The following is a 316-nucleotide window of genomic DNA, read 5'->3' on the forward strand; positions in this document are numbered from 1 at the left end:
TATTAGCACATACAGATGGTGGCGTACCTAATATCGTTGTTAATATTCCACAATTAGATGAAGAAACATTTGGCTATGTCGTATACTTCTTCGAACTTGCATGTGCTATGAGTGGTTATCAATTAGGCGTAAATCCATTCAATCAACCTGGTGTAGAAGCGTATAAACAAAATATGTTTGCTTTACTTGGTAAACCAGGATTTGAAGATATGAAAAAAGATCTTGAAGCAAGATTGTAGGTTATAAACTATAAAGAAATGAGAGGATACAATGTCTAGTAATATTGGAATTTTAGGTTTAGGTGTTATGGGGAAAA

At 33.2% G+C, this 316-nt stretch carries 1 pseudogene; it reads left to right on the forward strand.

Features of this window, described 5'->3' with window-relative positions:
- Positions 1–239: pseudogene (locus tag HMPREF2930_RS07460) on the forward strand (glucose-6-phosphate isomerase); the annotation flags it as partial.
- Positions 240–316: the final 77 nt, after the last annotated feature.

This window comes from Staphylococcus sp. HMSC068C09 (genome assembly GCF_001813735.1).
GTDB lineage: Bacteria > Bacillota > Bacilli > Staphylococcales > Staphylococcaceae > Staphylococcus > Staphylococcus hominis.